The sequence below is a fragment of the Xanthomonas sp. NCPPB 2864 genome, assembly GCF_056675615.1.
Genome location: NZ_JBWWVS010000004.1, coordinates 277,027 through 300,141 on the forward strand (window position 1 = coordinate 277,027; position 23,115 = coordinate 300,141).

The 23,115-nt window shown below is 59.6% G+C and carries 19 protein-coding genes; 13 read left to right on the plus strand and 6 right to left on the minus strand.

Translation table 11 applies throughout. From position 1 onward, the window contains the following. The first annotated feature begins 152 nt into the window (after nt 1-152). The 12 genes from AC1KVE_RS11835 (at nt 153) to AC1KVE_RS11890 (ending at nt 14,709) form a co-directional block, all read left to right on the plus strand. Entirely contained in the window at nt 153-371 is a 219-nt protein-coding gene (locus tag AC1KVE_RS11835; protein ID WP_002814034.1) for an HP1242/YdcH family protein, read from the plus strand. 262 nt (nt 372-633) lie between these two features. Next, nucleotides 634-2,004: a pyridoxal-phosphate dependent enzyme gene (locus tag AC1KVE_RS11840; protein ID WP_046344410.1), complete on the plus strand. Its 1,371-nt coding sequence runs from the start codon at nt 634-636 to the stop codon at nt 2,002-2,004. 89 nt (nt 2,005-2,093) lie between these two features. Beyond that, complete coding sequence (locus AC1KVE_RS11845; RefSeq protein ID WP_024938366.1) at nt 2,094-3,293, plus strand: cystathionine gamma-synthase; 1,200 nt, start codon at nt 2,094-2,096, stop codon at nt 3,291-3,293. After that, nucleotides 3,290-4,669 (plus strand): glycosyltransferase family 4 protein, encoded by a 1,380-nt coding sequence (locus tag AC1KVE_RS11850; protein ID WP_481092120.1) that lies wholly within the window; start codon nt 3,290-3,292, stop codon nt 4,667-4,669. Before AC1KVE_RS11845 ends, AC1KVE_RS11850 begins: the two co-directional genes overlap by 4 nt. Before the next feature lie 91 nt (nt 4,670-4,760). Next, nucleotides 4,761-5,546 (plus strand): ABC transporter permease, encoded by a 786-nt coding sequence (locus AC1KVE_RS11855; protein ID WP_042827951.1) that lies wholly within the window; start codon nt 4,761-4,763, stop codon nt 5,544-5,546. Next, nucleotides 5,543-6,829 (plus strand): ABC transporter ATP-binding protein, encoded by a 1,287-nt coding sequence (locus AC1KVE_RS11860; RefSeq protein ID WP_039525339.1) that lies wholly within the window; start codon nt 5,543-5,545, stop codon nt 6,827-6,829. Before AC1KVE_RS11855 ends, AC1KVE_RS11860 begins: the two co-directional genes overlap by 4 nt. A gap of 39 nt (nt 6,830-6,868) precedes the next feature. Beyond that, entirely contained in the window at nt 6,869-9,157 is a 2,289-nt protein-coding gene (locus AC1KVE_RS11865; protein ID WP_456363002.1) for a methyltransferase domain-containing protein, read from the plus strand. A 49-nt stretch (nt 9,158-9,206) separates the two neighbouring features. Beyond that, entirely contained in the window at nt 9,207-10,268 is a 1,062-nt protein-coding gene (locus AC1KVE_RS11870) for a glycosyltransferase family 4 protein (RefSeq protein WP_039525345.1), read from the plus strand. Between the two features lie 20 nt (nt 10,269-10,288). Next, nucleotides 10,289-12,037, plus strand: a complete 1,749-nt coding sequence (locus AC1KVE_RS11875) for a glycosyltransferase (protein WP_184458253.1) — start codon at nt 10,289-10,291, stop codon at nt 12,035-12,037. Continuing rightward, the gene (locus AC1KVE_RS11880) at nt 12,037-12,672 is read left to right on the plus strand and encodes a glycosyltransferase (RefSeq protein ID WP_236613602.1); all 636 of its coding nucleotides are present in this window, start codon (nt 12,037-12,039) and stop codon (nt 12,670-12,672) included. The genes AC1KVE_RS11875 and AC1KVE_RS11880 overlap by 1 nt, the downstream gene beginning before the upstream one ends. A 77-nt stretch (nt 12,673-12,749) precedes the next feature. Beyond that, on the plus strand, nt 12,750-13,784 hold the full coding sequence (gmd, locus tag AC1KVE_RS11885) for a GDP-mannose 4,6-dehydratase (RefSeq protein ID WP_184458174.1): 1,035 nt from the start codon (nt 12,750-12,752) through the stop codon (nt 13,782-13,784). Next, nucleotides 13,768-14,709: an NAD-dependent epimerase/dehydratase family protein gene (locus AC1KVE_RS11890; RefSeq protein ID WP_184458176.1), complete on the plus strand. Its 942-nt coding sequence runs from the start codon at nt 13,768-13,770 to the stop codon at nt 14,707-14,709. Before gmd ends, AC1KVE_RS11890 begins: the two co-directional genes overlap by 17 nt. A gap of 899 nt (nt 14,710-15,608) precedes the next feature. Here the strand turns inward: AC1KVE_RS11890 and AC1KVE_RS11895 are convergent. The 6 genes from AC1KVE_RS11895 to AC1KVE_RS11920 form a co-directional block, all read right to left on the minus strand. Then, nucleotides 15,609-17,789 (minus strand): hypothetical protein, encoded by a 2,181-nt coding sequence (locus AC1KVE_RS11895; protein ID WP_184458178.1) that lies wholly within the window; start codon nt 17,787-17,789, stop codon nt 15,609-15,611. Between the two features lie 40 nt (nt 17,790-17,829). Continuing rightward, nucleotides 17,830-18,246, minus strand: coding sequence for a GtrA family protein (locus AC1KVE_RS11900; RefSeq protein ID WP_164739457.1), 417 nt, complete (start codon nt 18,244-18,246; stop codon nt 17,830-17,832). Then, nucleotides 18,243-19,193 (minus strand): glycosyltransferase family 2 protein, encoded by a 951-nt coding sequence (locus tag AC1KVE_RS11905; protein WP_039525359.1) that lies wholly within the window; start codon nt 19,191-19,193, stop codon nt 18,243-18,245. Before AC1KVE_RS11905 ends, AC1KVE_RS11900 begins: the two co-directional genes overlap by 4 nt. Beyond that, nucleotides 19,183-19,881, minus strand: a complete 699-nt coding sequence (locus AC1KVE_RS11910) for an NAD-dependent epimerase/dehydratase family protein (RefSeq protein ID WP_039525362.1) — start codon at nt 19,879-19,881, stop codon at nt 19,183-19,185. The genes AC1KVE_RS11905 and AC1KVE_RS11910 overlap by 11 nt, the downstream gene beginning before the upstream one ends. A 210-nt stretch (nt 19,882-20,091) precedes the next feature. Then, entirely contained in the window at nt 20,092-21,036 is a 945-nt protein-coding gene (locus AC1KVE_RS11915; RefSeq protein WP_047129352.1) for an electron transfer flavoprotein subunit alpha/FixB family protein, read from the minus strand. Further along, nucleotides 21,036-21,782: an electron transfer flavoprotein subunit beta/FixA family protein gene (locus AC1KVE_RS11920; protein ID WP_016903938.1), complete on the minus strand. Its 747-nt coding sequence runs from the start codon at nt 21,780-21,782 to the stop codon at nt 21,036-21,038. Before AC1KVE_RS11920 ends, AC1KVE_RS11915 begins: the two co-directional genes overlap by 1 nt. A gap of 229 nt (nt 21,783-22,011) precedes the next feature. Here AC1KVE_RS11920 and rfbB point away from each other — a divergent pair, with 229 nt between their 5' ends. Then, entirely contained in the window at nt 22,012-23,067 is a 1,056-nt protein-coding gene (gene rfbB / locus AC1KVE_RS11925) for a dTDP-glucose 4,6-dehydratase (protein ID WP_102253397.1), read from the plus strand. Nucleotides 23,068-23,115: the final 48 nt, after the last annotated feature.

The window sequence follows — 23,115 nt, forward strand, 5'->3', positions numbered from 1 at the left end:
CACGCATCAACGCAATTCGGTGGACAGCTTTTTGGTTCCGCCAGTGCGCTTGCCATTGTGATCCGCGAGTCTTCCATCCCCAAGCAGCGCCCCGTGCCGCCCGCGGCCGGGGCGTTCTTGTTTTAAGTGTTTCAAGTGAAGGAGGTAACGCCATGTTCGAAGGGCAACCGCAGACCGAAATCGACGCATTGGTCAAGTCCGATCCCGAGTTCAAGCAGCTGTACCAACGCCACAAGCTCTTGAACAAGAAATGCATGGATGCCGAACTCGGGGTACTCCCCATCGACGACGTGACCTTGGGCCAGATGAAGCGCGAGAAGTTGCAGGCGAAAGAAAAGCTCACCCGGATGTACGACCAGCTCACCCACTGATCCTTCCCCACCGCTAGAACAAGTTCACCGCCGCGGGCGGTGGCGGCCTCCTCGTCGGCTTGCCACCGTCCGCGTCTTTATTTGCGCAACCCGTGTCACGCGCCTGGCGGCCGCGCACTCATGCCGGTGGTAGTGGCGCAGCGCTGGCTGAGCCCGCCCGTTCATTGGCCGGCGCGATCGGTTCCAGTCTGAATGAGCATTCCCCAGCCGTTCGTCGGATAATGGGCGGCCAAGCCCCGCGCGACGCAGTGACGATATTCCGATGGCGATCCATTCCTCCGTACTCGAACTGATCGGCAACACGCCGATCGTCAAGGCACAGCACCTGGACACCGGCGTCTGCGAGCTGTTCCTCAAGCTGGAGGCGGCCAACCCCGGCGGATCGATCAAGGACCGCATCGGCCTGTCGATGATCGAGGCGGCCGAACAGCGTGGCGACCTCACCCCGGGCGCGACCCTGGTCGAAGGCACCGCCGGCAACACCGGCCTGGGTCTGGCACTGGTCGCCCAGCAGAAGGGCTACCGGTTGATCCTGGTGGTGCCGGACAAGATGAGCCGCGAGAAGATCTTCAACCTCAAGGCCATGGGCGCCCAGGTGGTGCTGACCCGGTCGGACGTGGCCAAGGGCCACCCGGAGTACTACCAGGACCTGGCCGCCAAGATCGCCACCGAGACCCCGGGCGCCTACTTCATCAACCAGTTCGGCAACCCGGACAACCCGGCCGCGCACGAATTCGGCACCGGCCCGGAGATCCTGGCGCAGATGGACAACGATCTGGATGCGATCGTGTTCGGCTGCGGCAGCTCCGGCACCATGACCGGCCTGTCGCGCGCCTTCGCCACCGCCTCGCCGCACACCGAGCTGGTGCTGGCCGACCCGGTCGGCTCGATCCTGACCCAGTACATCGAAGAGGGCACGGTCAGCGAGAAATCCGGCAGCTGGCTGGTCGAAGGCATCGGCGAGGACTTCCTGCCGGACATCTCCGATTTTTCGCGGGTCAAAAAGGCCTATTCGATCACCGACGCGGAAAGCTTCCACACCGCGCGCGAGCTGCTGGCCAAGGAGGGCATCCTCGGCGGCTCGTCCACCGGTACCTTGCTGGCCGCCGCGCTGAAGTATTGCCGCGAGCAGACCACGCCCAAGCGCGTGCTGGTATTCGTCTGCGATACCGGCAACAAGTACCTGTCCAAGATGTACAACGATTACTGGATGCTGGACAACGGCTTCCTGGAGCGCCCGCAGCACGGCGACCTGCGCGACCTGATCCTGCGCCCGTACAACAAGCGCGACACCGTGGTGGTCGGACCGAAGGACCTGCTGACCACCGCCTACCAGCGCATGAAGCTGTACGACGTCTCGCAGCTGCCGGTCATCGATGACGGCGAGCTGGTCGGCATCGTCGACGAGAGCGACGTGCTGCTGCATGTGTACGGCGACGAGGCACGCTTCCGCGACCCGATCTCCACCGCCATGGTCAGCAAGCTCGATCGCCTGGATGTCGCTTCGCCGATCGAAGCGCTGCTGCCGGTGTTCGACCGCGGCCAGGTCGCCATCGTCATGGACGGCAACCAGTTCCTCGGCCTGATCACCCGCATCGACCTGCTCAACTACCTGCGCCGCCGCGTGCAGTGATCGCAGCTGGCCGCGCGCCCGGATGGGACGCGCGGCACCGGCCATTCAGACCTGCTTGCTACAATCCGCCACTTTTTCCGGGAACCTCCATGTCCAATCGCACCACACCCAGCCACGATGGCGAGCGCGAACTCTCGCTCGCCACGCTGGCGATCCATGGAGGGCAGTCGCCGGACCCCAGCACCGGGGCGGTGATGCCGCCGATCTACGCGACGTCCACCTATGCGCAGTCCAGCCCGGGCGAGCATCAGGGCTTCGAGTATTCGCGTACCCACAACCCCACGCGCTTTGCCTATGAGCGCTGCGTCGCGTCGCTGGAAGGCGGCACGCGTGCGTTCGCGTTCGCCTCCGGCATGGCCGCCACCTCCACGGTGATGGAGCTGCTGGACGCCGGCAGCCACGTGGTAGCGATGGACGACCTGTATGGCGGCACCTTTCGCCTGTTTGAGCGGGTGCGTCGCCGCACCGCCGGCCTGGATTTCAGCTTCGTCGACCTGACCGATGCGGCCGCCTTCGAAGCCGCGATCCGTCCCGACACCAAGATGGTGTGGATCGAAACCCCGACCAACCCGATGCTCAAGCTGGTCGATATCGCCGCCATCGCTGCGATCGCGCGCAAGCATGGCCTGCTGATCGTGGTCGACAACACCTTCGCCTCGCCGATGCTGCAACGCCCGCTCGGCCTGGGCGCCGACATCGTGGTGCACTCGGCCACCAAGTACCTCAACGGCCACTCGGACATGGTCGGCGGCATCGCGGTGGTCGGCGACAACGCCGAACTGGCCGAGCAACTGGCCTTCCTGCAGAACTCCATCGGCGGCGTGCAAGGCCCGTTCGACAGTTTCCTCGCCTTGCGCGGCCTCAAGACCCTGCCGCTGCGCATGCGCGCACATTGCGAGAACGCCCTGGCGCTGGCGCAATGGCTGGAAACCCACCCCGCGATCGAAAAGGTGATCTACCCCGGCCTGGCCTCGCACCCGCAGCACGCACTGGCCCAGCGCCAGATGTCCGGCTTCGGCGGCATCGTCTCGATCGTGCTCAAGGGCGGCTTCGAGGCGGCCAAACGTTTTTGCGAGAAGACCGAACTGTTCACCCTGGCCGAATCGCTCGGCGGCGTCGAAAGCCTGGTCAACCATCCCGCCGTCATGACGCATGCCTCCATCCCGGTGGCCCGCCGCGACCAGCTTGGCATCAGCGATGCGCTGGTGCGGTTGAGCGTGGGGGTTGAGGATGTGGGGGATTTGCGGGGGGATCTGGCGCAGGCGCTCGAGGCATCCAGTTCTCCATGACCGCGTCGCCGCAACGTCAGGGCATCTTCGCGTATTGGCGGAGCGGGCTGGCCGGCCTTCGACTGCAGTCGTGGGTACGCCAACAGTCCTGGTTGCAGCGTATCTATCGCGTTTTCCCGCAGAGTTGGCGCGACCGCGTTTCTTCCACGCTGTCCGCCCGCTCTTTGGTTCAAACGCGGTTTCAGCGCACCGCCGCCTGGGAGCTGCGCGCGAAAGGCGCTGACACTTCCTTGCCGATGGACGCTGATTTCTCCGTCACCCGGATTCTATCGGTGGGGATCAACATTGCCGGCTATCTCCGTGGCGAATTCGGGCTGGCTGAGAGCGCAAGGATGTATGCGCGTGCGCTGATCAGCGCTCGCGTTCCCGTGTCGTTGTATGACCTGGACATGGGGCTTCCACACTCCTGGGACGACCGGAGTCTGGATGGTCTCATCGACCAGCGCATGCCGCACCAGGTCACCGTCGTCTTCGTCAACCCCGACTACCTCGAAGCCGCCTTAGAGAAGATCGGCCGGGCCCGTATGGACGGGCATTACGTCATTGCGTGCTGGTTCTGGGAACTTGAAGTGATTCCGCCAAGTTGGCTGAGTGCCATTGCGCTGGTGGACGAGATCATGGTGGCCTCACGATTCATCGAGGATGCGTTCCGCAACGTGACCGACAAACCGATCATGCGACTTCCGCTGCCGCTTTCTGACCAGCCTGATAGCGGCTTGCAGAGACAGGACTTCGGGCTGGATCCGGAAACCTTCGTCTTTCTTTTCACTTTTGATTTCCACTCCTTCGTGGCCAGGAAAAATCCCCAGGCCGTGGTCAATGCATTCAGGCATGCGTTTCCGGACGGCCGTGACGACGTGCGTTTGGTCGTGAAGTCAAGCAATGGGCATATGTATCCCGAACAAATGGCAGAACTCCTGGGCCTGGTCGCGGCAGACAAGCGGATCCTGCTGCGGGACGAGGTGATCGACAGGATGCACGTGCGGGCGCTGCAGCGATGCTGTGACGTGTATGTGTCGCTGCATCGGGCCGAAGGCTTCGGGTTGGGGCTTGCCGAGTGCATGTCACTTGGCAAGCCGGTCATTGCGACGGGCTGGTCGGGCAACATGGAGTTCATGACGGACAGCAACTCCTGCCTCGTAGACTACGACCTGGTGCCGGTTGCGGGGCGATATCCGGAGTCGGATGGCGCGCGCTGGGCAGAGCCCAGCATCGCATCTGCCGCAGCTGCGATGCGTCGGCTTGCGGACGACCCGTTACAGGCGCGGCGGCTGGGCGAAGCAGCCAGGGCCGATATCTGCATAAGGCTTGCTCCCCGAAGCGTAGCGGGACACCTGCTGGCAAGGGCTGCGAAGGTGGTCGCGTCAACGCACTGACGGTGACTGTTTTTGTCGATCCTGTGATGTAGCGATTTGGTTGCCCGCTTCACCAAAGTAGTGAACACTTTCAGAGGTAGTAACGTTGGACATGATCCGGTCCGTATGGGCCTTCCGATACTTCATCCTGTCGTCGATCAGGAATGACCTGCGTCTGCGCTTCCTGCGCAGCAAACTCGGCGCATTGTGGATGATCATCCACCCGCTCATGCAGGTGCTGATCTTTGCGACGATTCTTTCCGAGGTGCTGGCCGCGAAGCTGCCAGGCGTCAATAACAAGTTTGCTTACGCACTGTATCTGATGGCCGGAACGCTTTGCTGGACCCTGTTTGCCGAATGCATTGGCAAATGTGTTTCATTGTTCGTGGATAACGGCAATCTGATGAAGAAGCAGGCCTTCCCGCGGATATGTCTCCCACTCATTGCCGGCGGCACCGTCATGGTGAACAATCTGTTGCTGTTCCTGGCAATCATCATTGTGTTCGCTATCCTGGGGCACACCTTGGGCCCGCAGGCAGCTTGGCTGCCGCTACTGATGCTGCTGACGTTGGCTTTCGCGATGTCGATTGGATTGCTGCTCGGCGTCTTCAATGTCTTCGTGCGTGACATCGGGCAGGTTGTACCGGTCGTTCTGCAGGCAATGTTCTGGGTGACGCCTATCGTTTACACCATCGATATCCTTCCCGCGCAGACCCAGGAACTCTTCAAGCTCAATCCGCTGTTCCCGCTTGTCAGTGCATATCAGGGAGTACTTCTTTACGGACGTTCCCCGGCGTGGATCGAGCTTGTCCCGCTCATGCTGGCCACCCTCGTCCTGTGTGTCCTGTCGTTGGTTGTTTTTCGCCGCGCGAGTGCCGAAATGGTGGATGCCCTATGAGCCCTGTGTTGATGGTTGAGGGGCTTGGGAAGTCCTACCGTGTCTGGGGCAGCGAGTGGCTACGCGCTGCCAGCTGGTTCGGGTTGAAGGTCAAGCCGCGAGAGGAGCACTGGGTTCTGCGGAATGTCGGGTTCTCAGTCGCTCCGGGTGAGTCGATCGGGATCATGGGGCGCAACGGCGCCGGAAAGAGCACATTGCTCAAGCTGATCACCGGTACGTCGCAACCTACCGAGGGACGCATCATCCGGCACGGCCGTATCGCCGCGATTCTTGAGCTCGGCATGGGTTTCAATCCGGACCTGAGTGGCCGGGAGAATGCCAGACATTCTGCCGGGCTCATGGGTTACACATTGGAGCAAATCGACAAGGTGTTGCCCGAGATACAGGAGTTTGCCGAGATCGGAGAGTACTTCGATGAGCCGGTACGCACCTACTCAAGCGGTATGCAGGTGCGCGTCGCGTTTGCGGTGGCCACGGCATTCCGGCCCGATGTACTCATCGTCGACGAAGCATTGTCGGTGGGCGATGCGTATTTTCAGGCGAAGTGCTTCAAGCGCATCCAGTCTTACAAGGACGAGGGCATGACGCTCATCCTCGTCAGTCACGCGGTCGGAGATGTTGTCAAACACTGCGATCGTGCCATTTTGATCAAGGACGGTAGTGTTCATGCCGATGGGCCCTCGCGTGAGGTCTCCAACCTTTATCTGGACGAGTTGTTCGGCAAGAAGCCTGCATCGCTTCAAGCACAGGCCGATGATGCGCCAGGCCAGATGCACGCTGGCGATGAGGATATCTTTCATACGCGCCCTTACTACAATGCCGGCGAACACCGTTGGGGGCAGGGCGGTGCGCGAATTCTCGATTATGTCGTTGTCAGCGGCGGGGAGGAATTTCCTGCTCGCGTAGAGAGCGGTACCAGGACGGTATTTTACGTCAAGATCGCTTTCGATCAGGATTTTGACAGTGTGGTGCCCGGGTTTTTGATTAAAACCCTCGAGGGTCTATTCCTCTACGGCACCAACTCCTTCCTTTCCAGCGAAGGGCGGGCCGGGATTTCGGTAAAAGCGGGACAGGTAATCGTCTGCAAGTTCAGCATGCCTCTCGACCTCAATGAAGCGAACTATCTGGTCTCGCTCGGCATTTCCAGTGGTGACCCGCTTGTGGAATTGACGCCGCTGGATCGTCGTTACGACGCCATCGTGCTGAACGTCGCAAGGGGGATGCAATTCTGGGGGATGATGGACCTCAAGGCCGATTTCGAAATCGTAGAAGCGTTGTCATGACGGCGTCAGGATCTACCATCACATCAGAGAACATTAGTCATGACTGAGACAATGCATATTGGCGCGCGGGTGGCCGCTCTGCCTGAGAAATATCAGCCAATTTTCGGACATCCCGAGCTTTCGGAGGGAAGTTCGCGCGGCTGCGAAGACAGGTTTGTGCTGATTCGCGAATGTGCGCAAAGGCTCCAGGGAGAACTTGGCCGCCCACTGCGGGTGTTGGATCTCGGCTGCGCCCAGGGATTCTTTTCATTGAGCCTTGCGGCCGAGGGGCATCAGGTCCACGGTGTGGATTTTCTGGATCTCAATGTCGATGTGTGCCAGGCGTTGGCCCAGGAGCACCGGATGTTCGCTGCGTCTTTCGAGCACGGCACCGTGGAAGACGTCATCGCGCGGCTTGATCCAGACCAGTACGATCTGGTCCTGGGGCTGAGTGTCTTCCATCATCTGGTGCATTCCCAGGGAATTGCGCGAGTGGCTGGATTATGCCGCAAGCTCTCCGAGGTCACGGACGCCGGGATCTTCGAGCTGGCATTGCGTGAGGAGCCGCTGTACTGGGGGCCCTCCCTGCCGCACGACCCGGCGGAGTTGTTGGCCGATTATGCCTTCACCAGGTTGTTGTCGAGGCAGGCAACCCATCTGTCTTCGATTTCCAGGCCGCTGTACTTCGCCAGCAGCAAGTTCTGGTACGTGGGTGAGGCTGTCGGCAGGTTCAGTTCCTGGTCGGGCGAGGCGCATGCCTATGGACGTGGAACGCATCAGTACAGCAGACGCTATTATTTCGGCGACAAGGTGTTCGTCAAGAAGATGACAATGGGCATCGGTGGGCGCGCCGAAATCAATTGGCAGGAATTCAATAACGAGGTCGAGTTTCTCAGAAATCCTCCTGCATCGTATCCCGTACCACGGCTGATTGCGGCCTTGGACGATGCATCGGATTTGTTCCTCGTCAGGGAAATGGCCGGCGGACGCCTGCTTTCGGAGTTGATCGACGACGGCTCGCCCTATGATCCGGACAAAGTAGTCTCCGAATTGCTTGAGCAATTGGTAATGCTCGAGCGCGTGGGTCTTTATCACAATGACGTGCGTTGCTGGAATGTTCTGATTTCGCAGGAAGGCAAGGCCATTCTGATCGACTACGGCGCCATTTCTGCCGAAGCCACCGATTGCTCCTGGCTGGGCGACTTATTGTTGTCCTTCCTGATTACGGTCAAGGAAATCCTGCAACGTCGCATTGTTCCGGCCAGTCCCGGTCGGGAACCGGCTTTGGACTTCATGACGCTTCCTCCTCGTTATCGCAATGCTTTCATTCAGGCATTTGGGGGAGACCAGGCACGCTGGACGTTTGCAGAGCTGCAAGAGTGCTTGGCGCGTTCTGAACCGGTTGCATTGCATGCGCCTGAGTGGACATCGCTTTACAGCCACATGCAACAGGCGTTGCTGAGCTACAACACACGCCTTGGCGCCCTCTATACCCAGAACGAGCATGACCGTGTTGAGCTTGCGGCACGCGCATCCTTGATTGAGCGCCTGCAGGTAGGGGCTCAGCAGGCCCAGGACAAGCTTGCAACCCTTCAGCTGGAAGCAGAGACGGCCGATAACCGCTACCGCGATTTGGAAAAGGTGAGTAGCGAACTTCAGGAGTGGGCAAAAGATCTGGAAAAGCGCACTGCCGAAGCCGAGGACAGGGAGAAACAGCTCAACAATGGCATGGCGGATCGGGAGGCGGAGAACGCAAGGCTCGTCTCGCAGATTTCGATGCTTGAGTCCGAACTGGAAGAGCGTCAACGGGTTCGTGAACTGTCGGAACTGCTTGCCGCTGACCTCAGTCGACTGGTCGAGGAGCGCGATGGCATGCAGGCCAGCATGTCGGAGATGGAGCGCGTCAACACGCAGCAGCAGTCAACCATCGACGAACTTCAGGCGAAAATTGTTTCCCTGGTTCAGCGCGTCAATAGGTCGGAGACCATCAGCGCAGCGGACGCACGCAGGGTGAAAGAGCTGCAGCTGGATCTGTCCCATCGCTTGCAGGCGCTCGAGGACGCGCGTAGCCGCATTCGTGAACTTGAGTTGGCAGTGGATATGCTGGAGGGCCAGATCGGAGAGCTTCATACGAGCCGCTCATGGCGTGTGACAGCACCTTTGAGATGGGTCACCATGAAGGTAACCAAGCGTGGCGGACCTTTTGTGGTTCACGCACCGCAGCGGCTGGAGCGCACAGAGCCTGTGCTTGCGGAGGATGAGGTGGCAACGCCCGCCGATGTGGCAATCGACAAGCAGCTGGCAGCGCTGGATCAGTTGGGTAGCCGGATCAGGAAATCGAAGAAATAAGGACAGGGATTGCCATGTACCGGCAAGGACATCATGAAGGGGAATGTAGGTGAAGAGAGTTATTGTGCTTGGCGCGCAAGTGCCGTTTGTCAGAGGCGGCGCGGAGCTGCTTAACGAAGAGCTTGTCAAGCAAATCAATCTGTGGGGCAAGCAGCGCCAGGTCGTCGCAGAGCTGGTGCAGTTGCCCTACAAGTGGTATCCAGAAACAGAAATTCTGTCTTCCATGCTCGCATGGAGGTTGTTGAATTTGAACGAAAGCAATGGTCAGAAAATCGACCTGTGCATCTGCACCAAGTATCCGACCTATGCCGCCTCGCATGCCAATAAGGCGCTTTGGCTCGTGCATCAGCATCGAGTGCTTTACGACCTGGAACGTACGCGCTTCGATCAGCCCCACCTGACCGCGAAAGATTCGGCGGTGCGTGATGCCCTGCGGGCGTCCGACCGGGAGTTGCTGGCGGAGATCGAGCCTCGATATACCATTTCTCAGACGGTTACCGACCGTCTGCAGCAGTACAGCGGTCTGGGCTCTGAGGTTCTCTATCCGCCGTCGAAGCTGGCGCCATTCATCACCTCGGGAGACTATGGCGACTACGTGCTGTGTATCGGTCGTCTTGAATTGATGAAGCGTCCCGATCTGCTGATCCGGGCCGCGAAGCATGTCCCCCATGCCAAGGTGGTCATCGCCGGAACCGGCGCCAGCGAGTATGCCCACTCTCTGGCACCGCTGATCCGCGAGCTGGGCCTGACGGATCGCGTCGAGCTTGCGGGCTTCGTGGAAGACGAGAAGCTGCTTGAGCTGATTGCCAACTGTCGTGCGGTCTTCTACTCGCCGGTGGATGAGGATTACGGATTTGCGACGTTGGAAAGCTTCGCTGCCTACAAGCCGGTCATTACAGTTGACGATAGCGGTGAAGTGGGCAGGATCGTCGAATCCACCGGCAGCGGTTGGGTTACAAGTCCTACGCCAGAGGCGATCGCTGAGAGCCTGCTCGATTGTTATGCGAAAGGACCGGCACAACTTCGTGCACTGGCTGAGGCTGGTCAGCACATGAGTACCTCCATTACCTGGGATCGCGTGATAAGCAATCTGGTGGAGAGTCGGCTTTGAGTACGCCGTTTCGCATCGCGATGGTCGGGCCGCATCCTCCGGAGCGCTCAGGCATTGCAGAATACACGGCAGGTCTGTCAAACCTGCTGCGAGATCAAGGGCTGCAGGTCGATGCGATTGCCCATGCCGATCTTGTTCACCTCGGGATGAACAACACCGTCCATAGACTGCTTGGAGCGGACGCGATCGTTTACCAGATGGGTAACCATCCAGTGTTCCATGGATGGATGCTTCCATTGATGGCAGCAGCGCCGGGAATCGTGCATCTGCATGATCTTGTGTTGCATCATATGGCTGCAGGGGTTCTGAATGATGAAGGCCGCCTTCTCAACGGCGACTATTTCAATCTGCTGGAAAAGTGGTTATCCAGCACCGACGTCAGAACCGCCAAACTGGCGCTTCGTAGCGGATCGCCTGTCTGGAATCGGGAAGATGTGGTGCGTTTTCCGCTGCATCAAGTGGCCACCAAACTGGCCACTGAGGTAGTAGTGCACTCACGATATGCAGCCGATCAAATCGTCAAGGATTTTCCCTGGCTCCCCGTGACGGTGGTGCCGCAGTTGTACCCGGCGGTCGCTCAGCATCGCATTCGTGACAATCTGCGCACCATCGCGCTGCTGGGCGGTGGGCATACGAATCGTCGCTTCGATTGGATTGTGCAGGCGCTGTCGGCGATCGACTCCGAACTGAATGGGCTGATTACGTTGGAAATCGCTGGTCAGGTAGAAGCAGTCGTACTCGACCAGCTGGAGAGTATTGCAGACCTGCGTAACGTGCAGCTGATCAATCATGGCCATCTCGACGACGATCAGTTCAGTAAGGTATTCGAGCGTGCGGATCTGATGATTGCCTTGCGCCAGCCAACGATGGGCGAGGCTTCGGCTGTCGTATGCAAAGCGATGCAGGCGGGTCTCCCCGTCATCGTATCGGATCACGGTTGGTATGCAGAGCTGCCCGCTTCGGTAAAAAAAGTCGCGCCGGATGCAGAATGCCCGGACGCTCTGGCAGCGTTGCTGCGTCAGTTGACGCTCGCCCCTGCAACCTATGCCGCCTGGGCTGAAGAGTGTTCCGATGCATCAAGACGGCTGGCGCTTGATCCTTATGCAGCCGCGGAAGGATATGCGCGGCTGTTGAGACGCCATCGGGTTGTTTCCGATTTCAAGGACTGTGCGGCTGATGCGGTCGCAAGCCTGAAGGTCGACATCGATTCTCCGCTTGCCGAGGAGCTGCATCGAATCGACGTGCTGAGCAGCCTGCGCGGGGATCGTTGGGTTAACCCAGCCCTGGCAGCATTGAAGGATCAGGAGCTGGATTCGCATGCGCGTGTGGTGGGGGCAACAGTGGGACCCTATCCCTACAGTGAGCCGTTGCCGGAAGAGGCCTTTCAGGGGCAGGCTGCCGTTGCTGAGCAGGAGGTGCTGGTTGCCGAGCCGTCCAGCATAATCTCCTTGCGTGTCGAATTGACCAACAACAGCGAATACTCCTGGTTCAGTCCGCTCGGTCACGCATTGCGGCCGTTCGGCATTTATCTCGGACACTTCTGGATTCATGCCGAAACACCGACGGCGGTAGCCGAACAACCTCGCCATTTTATTCACGATGCGGTCGCGCCGATGTCTTCTGCAGTTCACGATCTCACAGTGCGCGCTCCGGCAGTCGCAGGTGACTACTACCTGGAGATTGATCTAGTCCAGGAGTCGGTCTGCTGGTTCAAAAGCCGTGGGTTTTCACCGGCCCGACTTCTCATTCGAGTAGAAGCCGCTCAATAATGAGCGGCGTGCTCATCCACCACAGGTCCTTATCCATGAAAAATAGTATGAAATCTCCTGTTTCCTTCGGTTCCGTTGCCGTCCTGGCGACGGTGATTGCGTTCACCGGCTGCTCAAAGGCTCCCGAGGCAGAACAGCCAGTGAAGGCCGAACCCCAGCAGGCTGCCCAGACCACCGAAGCAGGCGGCATGTCGACTCCGTTGACGCAAGAGCAGGTTGGCGCACGCTACGCCATTGCCTCGGAGCCGGTACTGGCCAATAACGGCGAACTGGTACGGGTTGCAGTGTCTGTCACCAATTCGGGCAAGGTCGCCATCAACTCGAAGGGCACACTGCCGGTCAATCTTGCCATCTCCCTGGTGGATGATTCCGGCAATGTCTCGAACCGGGACTTCCTGCGCGCTCCGCTTCCTGCCGAGGGCATTCCGGCGGGTGGCTCCGCTGAAGTGATCGCAGATGTGCCCAGCCAGGCAGTGATTGGGAAAACGCTGCGATTCGGCCTCGTCCAGGAATCGGTGGCGTGGTACAGCGACTTCAAGGTGGATTCGCTCGATTATGGCCCCCTGACTTCGTGCCAGGACCAGGGCAAGGAAACGGTTTGTGGTGCGGGCGGAAAGCCTTTGGCCACGCGCTGAGACTCAATGATCATCGGAACGAGCCGCGTTCAATCTCGGCTTGATTCCGGAATTTATAAGTAACCAAGAGAGGGATGATGAAAACTGCGTTGATTACCGGCATTTCCGGCCAAGACGGTGCCTACCTGGCCCAGCTGTTGTTGGATAAAGGCTACCGTGTGTTCGGCACATACCGCCGTACCAGTTCGGTCAATTTCTGGCGTATCGAAGAGGTGGGAATTTCAAATCACCCTAATTTGCACCTGATCGAGTACGACCTGACCGACCTTGGTTCGAGTATCCGTATGCTTGAAAGCACGGGCGCCACCGAGGTTTACAATCTGGCGGCTCAAAGTTTCGTGGGCGTATCGTTCGACCAGCCGACGACGACCGCGCACATCACCGGCATCGGCCCGGTCCACCTGCTGGAAGCCATTCGGCAGGTGAACAAGGACATCCGGTTTTACCAGGCCTCGACATCGGAAATGTTCGGCAAGGTGCAGGCGGTCCCGCAGATCGAAAGCACGCCGTTCTATCCTCGCAGCCCTTATGGCGTTGCCAAGCTGTACGCGCATTGGATGACGGTCAATTACCGTGAGAGCTATGGCATCTTCGGCTCCAGCGGGATTCTGTTCAATCATGAAAGCCCGCTGCGCGGCCGCGAATTTGTGACACGAAAGATCACCGACTCGGTGGCCAAGATCAAACTTGGACGCTTGGAATGCCTGGAGCTTGGCAATCTGGATGCCAAGCGCGATTGGGGTTTTGCGCGCGAGTACGTGGAAGGGATGTGGCGCATGCTTCAGGCCGATGAGCCGGATACCTTTGTTCTGGCGACAAATCGCACTGAAACCGTCCGTGATTTTGTCAGCATGGCCTTCAAGGGGGCCGGAATTGACGTCGAATTCCGCGGCAAAGATGCAGATGAAACTGCAGTGGATGTCGCTACCGGCAAGGTGGTGATGCGCATCAATGCGAAATTCCACCGTCCTGCAGAAGTGGATCTGCTGATCGGTGATCCCGAGAAGGCAACGCGCGTCCTCGGCTGGAAGCCTGAAACCACGCTGGAGCAGCTCTGCCAGATGATGGTCGAGGCCGATCTCAAGAGGAACGCGCATGGCTTCTCGTTCTGATCTGAACGGCAAGCGGGTTCTAGTCACTGGCGCGTCCGGTTTCACCGGCCGCTATGTGGCTGATGAACTAAAAAATCTAGGCTGCGAAGTGCTGGGGCTTGGCGGCTCCGATCACTCCGCACCGGACTGGGCTAGCGGCCTGGCCTCTGTCGACCGTCATTACCAAGTCAACCTGCTCGATCAGGATGCCCTGCGTGAGGTGCTGAAGACTACCCGTCCGGATATCATCATTCACCTGGCTGCGCTTGCGTTTGTAGGTCACGGGAGTGCAGATGATTTCTACAACGTAAATTTGATCGGCACGCGTCATCTGCTGCAGGCAGTGGAAGAGGCTGAAATTTCTCTCGAGCGGCTCCTCATCGCCAGCAGTGCCAATGTTTATGGCAACTCCTCGGAAGGGCGTTTGGATGAGTCGGTTGCTCCGGCACCAACAAACGATTACGCCATCAGCAAGCTGAGCATGGAGTACGTGGTTCGGCTTTGGCAGGGTCGGTTGCCTGTCACCGTAGTCAGACCATTCAACTACACGGGTAAGGGGCAGTCGGAGAACTTCCTCATTCCCAAGATTGTCTCGCACTTTGTCAGGCGAGAGCCACGGATCGAGTTGGGAAATCTGGATGTGTCGCGTGACTTCGGTGACGTCAGGGCAGTGGCATCGGCCTATGGCAAGCTGTTGCAATCAGCCGATGCCATCGGTCGTACAGTCAATGTGTGCTCCGGAACGGCTTATTCCCTTCGGGAAGTGATCGACCTGTGCACACAGATCACTGGCCATTCGTTAGAGGTCTCTGTGAACCCGAAGTTTGTGCGTAGCAATGAAGTCAAGATGCTATGTGGCGATAACCGATTGTTACAGGAACTTACCGGGAGCTGGACGTCTCCGCCGTTGCGGAAAACCCTGGAATGGATGCTCGAAGAAGGCTGAGTGAAGCTCGGCCTCGCGAAATGCTGGCAGCTGGCTGGCTTCCGTGATCTATCTACGCGTATGCGACGCACAGAAGCCTGAGGTGCGGTGACTGATGTGGCCAGACAGCCTACGTCACGTTGGATATGACGTGACGTAGGTTGCTTGGTAGACGTGCGATCAATGGTCGATCTGAGATACATGATTCCGCGGCGTGCGCTGTCACCAGGTGCAGAGGCGCGCACCGGATACGGGTCAGGTAACGCCAGGCCTGATTGCATTTGCTGGCTTGCCCGTCCACGGCCAGTGACTGCTAGGGCGTGGGGCCCAACAGCTGCATAGACCTGAGTGAAATGCCCAGAGCGCGCGCGTCCGGAGATATTCCAAGCTCGACTGGTGAGGCTGGACGATCGAAGTGCAGTTCGACCCTGACTTCATCGCCAGCCGCCAATTTTGGCAGGGCAATACTGATTAGTTGCGGCTCTGGAGCCGATGCTGTGAGGGCTTGGTGCTGCCAGTTGCCACCATTCACACGAATACCAACATCCATGGATTGGCGTCGTGGAGCCCAAAGGCCACCAGCCTGCATGACCAGTCGACCGCCTGCGTTTGCCGACGTTTCCATCCGCATTAAAAGGCCTGCATCCTCGCCGACGGACCATACTCCGAAGGGTTCATCTGTTGACCAGCCATTTGTCAGAAATGGCCTCAGGTCAGCAGGACCTATCCTATCACCTGCGGAAATAACCGCAGGCCTGGTTGAAGCAGCATCCAGGGGGGACTCGGTCTCTCTTGCCGTACAGCCAGGAAGTAACAGGCATAAGACGGAAGCTAGTAGTGCAGCCTTAATGTCGCGATTGATGGAAATCATTTTGAATTCCGTATGCCAGTTGTGCTGAAGCGATGCATATTTCGTTAGGTTAGTCAGTCGACTCGATCGGAGCGAATTTGATCCAGTCGAACGCCATGCCGAATCCAGAAGAGTGATTATCGACTGGAAGCAGGAAGGTAGCCCTGTTATTGCCATCCTTCAGGAAGGACGAGGGCAATTCTCCATAAAACTCATTAGAAGTGAGCCAGCGAACCGGGACCACATGGCCGTTCACTGAAATCGCGAGCTTCTCAGGGTGTATGCCGGGGGCGATGGACATGACCTTTCCCCGAACTCGATAAACCCGGCCAGTTGGTTTCAGCTGGAATTGAAGCCATGGATTCTCAACGACGGTCCACGAGAATGAACCATGTTCTATAGGTCCTTCATGTTGCCACTGGGCATCCTGCCATCCGCGTCCCGGCGCAGGCACGTCCAAATTCCACCAGCGGCCGAAATCCCACCTGAAGCTGGTCTCTTGGTCCCTGTGGCGAAATTGATCGAAAGCCAGAAGCCAGGGGGAGGGAGCAAGCATGGCGCGATAGCGCCGCGAAAGGGCGTCGTTGCGCAACGAAAGCTCGTCTTTACGCGCACTACTCAGCGGTACAACGCCCTCTTCGGGAATGCGCACAATCTGCGTCCTGCTTTTGTCTGCGCGATACAGAACGCTTTGCGGCGGCGACGTATAGTCTGGCCCATCAATGGATGGGCCTGAACTGAACTCCCAATGGTCAGGGTATTCTGCGCATCGGCCGGTGCGGCCCCTTTCATCTGTGTGTTGCCAGTCGTTCTCAGGTTGATTGCAGATCTGTACCACGTCGATCGGCTTGCCGTACAAATAGGTTAGCGCGTTCATCATGTTTTCCCGGAGCATCCACACGCTGTTGATAAGGTGGGAGCCATCAAGAATGAGAAGATCGCGGTCGTTGGCGATATCCGGCAGGCTTACAGCTACGTCCTGGAGGACTTGGCGTTCTGTATCAGAAATCTGTGAGTAGTGATGGAACTGGAACATTTGTGCCGCCATGCCCAGTACGATCAATACGGTGCCGAACAACATTGCCAGGGTTCGACGGGCTCCAGAAAACAGCATGACCAGAGCCACCGTGGCCAATGCTCCGCCTGGAGTTGCGAAGAGGAAGGTGCGTTGACTGATGCTGGTATGCGCCGGTGATGCAAGAAAGGGAAGATAGCCGACGGCGGCAAATGCCACGCCGGTAAAGAGCACCCGTAGCGACCAACGCACGCCGATTTGCTTTTCCGGGGTTGGTGCGGAAAAGGGTTCGCGTATGTAGAGGAGCAGAGCCAACGCCATCAAAGCAATGGCCGACAGATACCAGAAGCTTCTGTACTCGACGAAGAGAATCCTTCCGGCGTCGATCCAACCGCCCACTACGCTTCGGCCGATGCCTGTGTAAAACATCACGAGGGCGCGCTCTTTAAGCAGGGCAATGCCACCCGCCTGGCTCTCTAACAGATGCCCTTGGTAGGTCGAGCCAGTCTTGGCAACGTAGTAGATGTAGGCTAAACAAGCCAATATGCCTATGCACCAGACCAGCGAAACATACCAGCGACGGAGGGGAAGTCTGACCGTCTCCACCAATCCCAATCGGCACCAGAGCAACAGCAGAGGCAAGATGGCGTATGCCAATGCCACTTCATAGATCAGCGTAGCAACAACCAACATTGCGGTAGACACAAGCGATACCAGGATCGCCCTGCTCTTGCCCATCAGTTGGCTTTCATATGCATGCACTATCCCTGTCACGCCGGCAAACGCCAGCAAGACAGACCAGTTGATATGGAAGGAGCGGAACGACAGCTGCATTGTATCTGCGGGATAAATGACCACCAGCAGCGCCAACAACACGGCATGGAGCCGCGAGCGCAGCAGCCACCACCCCAGGATTCCGCCGCAAACACCCTTCAACACCAAGGCCAGCATTTGCAACAGATGCATGGCGAAAAAGGAGTTTGGCGATAGTTGGTACGCGATCGCATTCGGCAACAACATGAGAGGCCGCATGCGGTGGCTGGGAAGCGGCCCGCCCTCACCAACCACGTAGAACACGCCGTGGCGAGTGAACAGGTTCAGAAGATCCCATTCCTCGATATGTCCCATCATGTTGAAGCCGAAGGGAAGCCAAAGCAGCATGACGATCGCTGTGGAGCAAGCGATGAACAACATGGTGCGCTGGGAAGCGTCGTTGCGGATAACGGGATTAGACATTCGATGGCTTGTTTGGTTGCAGTTGCGGCGTAGGTTGGATTTAGACGTGATCGCGACGTCGGTCCCGGTTGAAGACCCAGAAATTCATCACGAGAAACACCACGACAGGCACGACGACGGCCGAGAACGCAATGCCCCACGCGTAATGCAAGTGCAGACTGTTCACAGCCACGCCCATCCCGATGATGGACAAGGCGAGGTTGAAGCTGTGCAGCAAAATGAAGCGCAAGCCTTCCGAACTCAGATGACCCGAGGACACGAACGTAAAGTTGCGATGCGCGACGAAATTGATTGGCACCAACACCAGGTAGCAGAGCGCCGTCGCCATGGTCGGCTGCATGCCGAGCTTTGATACAGCCAACCAAGTGAGTGCACTGAAGGCGACGGTACTGGCGCCGCCAACGATGCAAAAGCGCAAAAAGCGTGCAGCCAGGGCGCGATGGCGCTGCGATATCACTGCACGTTCTCTTGCTCTTGGCCTACGTTGAGCTGTTGGCCCTTTATGTATTGGGGACGATTGCTGACGTTGAGCAGCACGCGCCCCACGTACTCGCCCACCACGCCCAGCGCGAGTAGCTGGATGCCGCCCATGATCAATACCGCGACGATCAATGAAGTCCAGCCGATGACGGTGTGTGGCCAAAGCAGCTTCTGCACGATCAGCACGATGGCGCACAGGAAGCCGAGGCCCGAAGAGACGATGCCTGTCAGCGAGGCTACCCGTAACGGCGTGATCGAGAAGCTTGTGGCCATCTGCATCCACAGCGAGATTGATTTGCGCAGGCTGTATCCAGACTTGCCGTCGCTTCGGGCGTGGTGCTCAGCCTCTATGGTGGTGATATTGCTGGTGCTCTGGACGATAAGGCCATCGACATAGACGAAGGGGCCGCCGTAGCGCAATATTTCGTCACGAACTTCGCTGATCAAGCCGCGAAATGGCGAAAGATAGAGCCCGCGGGGTTTGGCGAGCAGCCATGAAGCCATGCGGTCATTGAACTGGCTGCCGAGGCGTTTCCAGAGAGCGTGTCGCCGGCTCTTGAACTGCACGTAGCAAACATCTGCTCCACTGCGCAGCTCTGCCACGACGCGCCCGATGTCGGACGGGGAGTGCTGTAGGTCGTCGTCCATGGTGACGATGTAACGGCCGCGTGCCACACCGAATCCCGCCATTAATGCATTGTGCTGCCCCGCGTTCTTGCGCAGCCGGACTCCCTTCAACCAGGGCCGGGAGGCGCACAGCCCTGTTATGACCTGCCAGGAACTATCCGGGCTGCAGTCGTACACCAGTACAACTTCGAATCGGTCGGTGAGCGCAGTCAGCGACTCCTCGAGTTTCTCGGCAAGCGTAGGCAGGATGGTGGCGCTGCCATAGACCGGGATGACGACGGAAATATCAGGTTGCATCGCTCGTTCCGTAGTATTTGCGAATCAGCCTGGCGATGTATCCGGGAGAGGAATCAATGCCGATGGCGGTTGCATAACGAACAAATGGCGCCGGATCAGGCATGGCACCACCGCCTCGGTCCACAAAATCGATGGTTGCTTTTTTGCCCAGAGTGGCCTCCAGCATCGAGACCAGCTCGAGCAGGGTGACGTTTTCTGGCGGAGCCAGATCCAGCACAGCATTGGTTTCGAGGCGGCGCTCCACGAGATGAAGGGTCACTCGGGCGACATCTTCTACGTCGATCAGGCAGCGCACTGCCTTGACCCAGATGCGCAAGGGCTCCGCATTGCGGATGCCACTGGCGAGATAGTTGGACAGAGTGTGAGGGTTGTCGGTGCGTCCCACGACTTGAGGCAGGCGCAGAATCAGATACTCGTCCCGTTCCGCAATCAGTCGTTCCATTCTCAGCTTGTGGCGGACGTAATGGGTTTCTGCGCGATCGGGGTCTGTCACGCTGCACGTGCTGAAGTACACGAACCGGCCCCGCGCCTCGTCCAGAGCCTTGACCAGCAGACGTGCTTCCCTTTCGAATGCCGCAGGATCGGTCTCGGACGAATTGGACACCCCGGAGGCAAATACCGTGGCGTTGAGCTCAGCGAGCCTATCTGCTGTGAAGGATCTGGCCAGCAGGCCATTACCGATGATCACTTAATTACCAATTCCCATTTATCGACGTTGCCCTTATGCAGCGCTGGACAACTACAAGGCCGCCGACGCCATACGATCGTCCCGGGCCAACACTTGCTTCGGCCGCGGCGTGTCCCCATCAGGCATGAAAGTGGCGAGTAGTGGCGCCGCCACGCTGACGGGGCAGTATACCGTCAGCCGTGGCGCCCATCGTAATCTTGAGAGTAGCGTTTAGCCCAACGCCTGTTCCAGCTCCGGCAACAGCGCAAACAAATCCCCCACCAACCCGATATCGGCAATCTCGAAGATCGGCGACTCCGGGTCCTTGTTAATCGCCACGATCGTGCCGGCGTCCTTGATGCCGGTCAGATGCTGGATCGCCCCGCTGATGCCGATCGCCACGTACAGCTCGGGCGCGATGATCTTGCCGGTCTGGCCGACCTGCAGCTCGTTCGGTACGTAGCCGGCATCCACGGCGGCGCGTGAGGCGCCCACGGCGGCGCCGAGTTTGTCGGCCAGGCTGTAGATGTGCTGGAAGTTCTCGGCCGAGCCGACGCCGCGGCCGCCGGAGACCACGCGCTTGGCGCTCTGCAGGTCCGGGCGGTCGGAGCTGCCTGCGGCCAAGCCGACGAAGCGGGTATGGGTGGGCAGCGCGGCATCGACGGTGACTGCTTCGACCGTCGCACTGCCGCCGGCTGCCGCTTCCGGCCAGGAGGCGCTGCGCACGGTGGCGACCACGACCTGGTCGGCCGGCGCTTTCACCGTGATGATCGCATTGCCTGCGTAGATCGGGCGCTTGAAGGTGTAGGCATCTTCGACCGCCATCAGGTCGGAGACCTGGTTGACACCCAGCAACGCGGCAACCACCGGCATCAGGTCCTTGCCGAACGTGGTCGAGGGGCCGAACACATGGGTATAGCCCTGGCCGGCGAGCTGGGCGATCTGCGGCCCCAGTACCTGCGCGATGGCATGTTCGTTAGCGGCGTTTGCCACTGTCAGCACGCGAGCAACACCCGCCAGCTGCGCGGCCTGCGCCGCAACCGCGGCCGGATCGGCCGCCAGCACGACGATGTCGATGGACTCGGCCGACACGGCCAGCGCGGCGCTGAGGGTCTTGGCGGTGGCCGCGTTGAGCTGGCCGTTGAGATGTTCGGCAACAATGAGAACCTTGGCCATTACAGCAACCCCTTCTGCTTGAGTGCGGCCACCAGCTCGGCGGCGTCCTTGACCATCACGCCGCGGCTGCGCTTGGACGGCGGCGCGTAGTGGGTAGTGGCCAGGCTGTCGTGCGCATCGACGCCGAGATCGGCAAAGGCCAGCGTTTCCAGCGGCTTGCTCTTGGCCTTCATGATGTCCGGCAGCTTGATGAAGCGTGGCTCGTTCAGGCGCAGATCGGTGGTGACCACTGCCGGCAGGTCCACTTCCAGCGTCTCCAGGCCGGCATCGACTTCGCGGGTCACCGTGGCCTTGCCATCGGCGACCACCAGCTTTCCGGCGAAGGTCGCCTGCGGGCGGCCCCACAGGGTCGCCAGCATCTGGCCAGTCTGATTGGCGTCGTCGTCGATCGCCTGCTTGCCCAGGATGACCAGGTCCGGCTGTTCCTTCTCGACCAGCTTGAGCAGGGTGCGCGCGGCGGTCAGCGGCTGGATCGCCGCGTCGGTGACCACGTGGATGGCGCGGTTGGCGCCCATCGCAAGCCCGTTGCGCAGGTGCGCGGCCGCATCGGCCGGGGCCAGGGTGGCGACCACCACCTCGGTGGCGATGCCGGCGTCGCGCAGGCGCAACGCCTCTTCCAGGGCGATTTCGTCGAACGGGTTCGGTGAAAGCTTGACGCCGTCGGTGACCACACCGGAGCCATCGGGCTTGACCTGAATGCGGACGTTGTAGTCCACCACGCGCTTGTAGGCGACGAGGATTTTCATCGTGTACGAGATCCTTCAGCTGTTGCGGGAAGGCCCGGCCGCGGCGGCAGGCTCGGGAGTGGGGCCATTCTAACCGGGCAAGCAGCACCATGCGATGGCGTATGGATGCTGCGGCGCAACAGTTCCGCGTAGTGTTTGGGCAATGCTTAGGCCCGGTATTGCCCGGACCGTATATCCTGTGTGGTTTGAAAATGCGGCGCCGCGCGCGCGCGACCAGGAGGGGTAGACAGTGGCGACTTGGCTAGTGACCGGCGGGGCCGGTTTTATCGGCGGAAATTTTGTTCTTGAGGCAGTCGCGCGCGGCATCCGCGTGATCAATCTCGACGCGCTCACCTATGCGGGAAACCTGAACACGCTGGCGTCGCTGGAAGGCAATGCCGACCACGTCTTCGTCAAGGGCGACATCGGCGACGGCGCGCTCGTGACCCGTCTGCTGCAGGAACATCAGCCGGACGCAGTGTTGAACTTCGCCGCCGAAAGCCATGTGGATCGCTCGATCGAAGGCCCTGGCGCGTTCATCCAGACCAACGTGGTCGGCACCCTGGCCTTGCTCGAGGCCGTGCGCGACTACTGGAAGGCGCTGCCGGATGCGCGTCGCGAGGCCTTCCGGTTCCTGCATGTGTCCACCGACGAGGTCTATGGCACGCTGGGCGAGACCGGCAAGTTCACCGAGACTACGCCGTATGCGCCCAATTCTCCGTATTCGGCTTCCAAGGCGGCCTCGGATCACCTGGTACGCGCGTTCCACCACACCTACGGGCTGCCGGTGTTGACCACCAACTGCTCGAACAATTACGGCCCATACCATTTCCCGGAAAAGCTCATTCCGCTGGTGATCGCCAAGGCGCTGGCCGGCGAGGCGTTGCCGGTGTACGGCGATGGCAAGCAGGTGCGCGACTGGTTGTTCGTCAGCGACCACTGCGAGGCAATCCGCACCGTGCTGGCCAAGGGCAAGGTCGGCGAGACCTACAACGTGGGCGGTAACTCCGAGCGCCAGAACATCGAGGTCGTGCAGGCGATCTGTGCGCTGCTGGATCAGCACCGCCCGCGTGAGGATGGCAAGCCGCGCGCGAGCCAGATCACCTATGTCACCGATCGCCCCGGACACGATCGTCGCTACGCGATCGATGCCTCCAAGTTGAAGAGCGAGCTGGGTTGGGAGCCGGCGTATACCTTCGAGCAAGGCATCGCGCAGACGGTGGAGTGGTACCTGACCAACCAGACCTGGGTGCAGGGCGTGCTGGATGGCAGCTATCGGCTGGAACGGATCGGCGCCGCGGCCTAACGCGAGCCCTTAGCAAGAGCCCGCGCATGCAAGCGTGTGCGGGCCTCA

What these genes read in the sequence shown, in the direction of transcription:
- AC1KVE_RS11890 (WP_184458176.1), top strand. Translation starts at nt 13,768, where the DNA reads ATGGCTTCTCGTTCTGATCTGAACGGCAAGCGGGTTCTAGTCACTGGC.
- AC1KVE_RS11920 (WP_016903938.1), bottom strand. Translation starts at nt 21,782, where the DNA reads ATGAAAATCCTCGTCGCCTACAAGCGCGTGGTGGACTACAACGTCCGC.
- gmd (WP_184458174.1), top strand. Translation starts at nt 12,750, where the DNA reads ATGAAAACTGCGTTGATTACCGGCATTTCCGGCCAAGACGGTGCCTAC.
- AC1KVE_RS11865 (WP_456363002.1), top strand. Translation starts at nt 6,869, where the DNA reads ATGACTGAGACAATGCATATTGGCGCGCGGGTGGCCGCTCTGCCTGAG.
- AC1KVE_RS11835 (WP_002814034.1), top strand. Translation starts at nt 153, where the DNA reads ATGTTCGAAGGGCAACCGCAGACCGAAATCGACGCATTGGTCAAGTCC.
- AC1KVE_RS11875 (WP_184458253.1), top strand. Translation starts at nt 10,289, where the DNA reads ATGGTCGGGCCGCATCCTCCGGAGCGCTCAGGCATTGCAGAATACACG.
- AC1KVE_RS11840 (WP_046344410.1), top strand. Translation starts at nt 634, where the DNA reads ATGGCGATCCATTCCTCCGTACTCGAACTGATCGGCAACACGCCGATC.
- AC1KVE_RS11905 (WP_039525359.1), bottom strand. Translation starts at nt 19,193, where the DNA reads ATGCAACCTGATATTTCCGTCGTCATCCCGGTCTATGGCAGCGCCACC.
- AC1KVE_RS11855 (WP_042827951.1), top strand. Translation starts at nt 4,761, where the DNA reads ATGATCCGGTCCGTATGGGCCTTCCGATACTTCATCCTGTCGTCGATC.
- AC1KVE_RS11850 (WP_481092120.1), top strand. Translation starts at nt 3,290, where the DNA reads ATGACCGCGTCGCCGCAACGTCAGGGCATCTTCGCGTATTGGCGGAGC.
- AC1KVE_RS11860 (WP_039525339.1), top strand. Translation starts at nt 5,543, where the DNA reads ATGAGCCCTGTGTTGATGGTTGAGGGGCTTGGGAAGTCCTACCGTGTC.
- AC1KVE_RS11880 (WP_236613602.1), top strand. Translation starts at nt 12,037, where the DNA reads ATGAGCGGCGTGCTCATCCACCACAGGTCCTTATCCATGAAAAATAGT.
- AC1KVE_RS11845 (WP_024938366.1), top strand. Translation starts at nt 2,094, where the DNA reads ATGTCCAATCGCACCACACCCAGCCACGATGGCGAGCGCGAACTCTCG.
- AC1KVE_RS11895 (WP_184458178.1), bottom strand. Translation starts at nt 17,789, where the DNA reads ATGTCTAATCCCGTTATCCGCAACGACGCTTCCCAGCGCACCATGTTG.
- AC1KVE_RS11915 (WP_047129352.1), bottom strand. Translation starts at nt 21,036, where the DNA reads ATGGCCAAGGTTCTCATTGTTGCCGAACATCTCAACGGCCAGCTCAAC.